We start from the raw sequence: 1,115 nt of genomic DNA, 5'->3' as shown, positions 1-1,115 counted from the left end.
GACCGATCCGGATCGGTCAGGGGGTCGAGTTTGATTATGCGACCGTGCATGCGATCATGGCCATCCAAAAAGCCGGCTATGAAGCGGTGATCATCAATAACAATCCGGAGACGGTCTCGACGGATTTCAATATCTCTGACCGCCTGTACTTTGAACCCCTCTTTAAAGAGGATGTTCTCAACATCATTGAAAAAGAAAAGCCGCTCGGGGTGATCGTGCAATTCGGAGGGCAAACCGCTCTGAATCTGGCGCGGGACTTGCGGGATGAAGGCATCCGGTTGTTGGGCACCTCTTTGGAAGAAATTGACCGTGCAGAAGACCGGAAAAAATTTGAACAGTTGATGAGCGACCTTCAAATTCCACAGCCTCCGGGAACGGCGGTCACTTCGGCGGATGAAGCGGTGGAAGCCGCCCGGCGCCTGGGATATCCGGTGTTGGTCCGCCCGTCCTATGTGCTGGGAGGGCGTGCCATGGAAATCGTCCATAACGAAATGGAACTGCGCTCTTACATGGAGCAAGCGGTCAAAGTGAATCCGGAACATCCTGTCCTGATCGACCGTTACCTGTTGGGCAAAGAGGTCGAAGTGGATGCGATTTGCGACGGGGAACGAGTTCTCATTCCCGGCATCATGGAACACATCGAACGGGCAGGGGTCCATTCCGGGGATTCGATTGCCGTTTATCCCCCGCAAACCCTGACCGGGGAGCAAAAAGAGCAGGTTGCCCGGATCACGGAAAAAATCGCCAAAGCGCTTCACATCAAGGGAATCATCAACATTCAATTTGTCTTGTATCAAAATGAACTGTACACCCTGGAAGTCAACCCGCGGTCATCGAGAACGGTTCCCTTCTTAAGCAAAGTCACGGGGATTCCCATGGCGCAAGTGGCCACCAAAATCATGCTCGGAATCAATTTGCGGGAGCAAGGATATGATGAGACCGGATTGTGGCCGGAAAGTGAGTTCATTTCCGTGAAAGTGCCGGTCTTCTCCTTTGACAAGCTGACGAAAGTGGACATCGCCCTGGGGCCGGAGATGAAATCCACCGGGGAAGTGATGGGAAAAGACCGGGATTATGCCCGGGCGGTGTACAAAGGCCTGATGGCTGCCGGCATC

At 53.6% G+C, this 1,115-nt stretch carries 1 protein-coding gene; it reads left to right on the top strand.

Annotation, left to right across the window (positions count from 1 at the left end; all coding sequences use genetic code 11):
- A partial coding sequence (locus H1R82_RS14425) for an ATP-binding protein (RefSeq protein WP_181821731.1) occupies positions 1-1,115 on the top strand: 1,115 nt, incomplete at both ends.

This window comes from Thermoactinomyces intermedius (genome assembly GCF_013912365.1).
Classification (GTDB): Bacteria; Bacillota; Bacilli; order Thermoactinomycetales; family Thermoactinomycetaceae; genus Thermoactinomyces; species Thermoactinomyces intermedius.
This window is presented reverse-complemented; position numbering and strand designations above follow the sequence as displayed.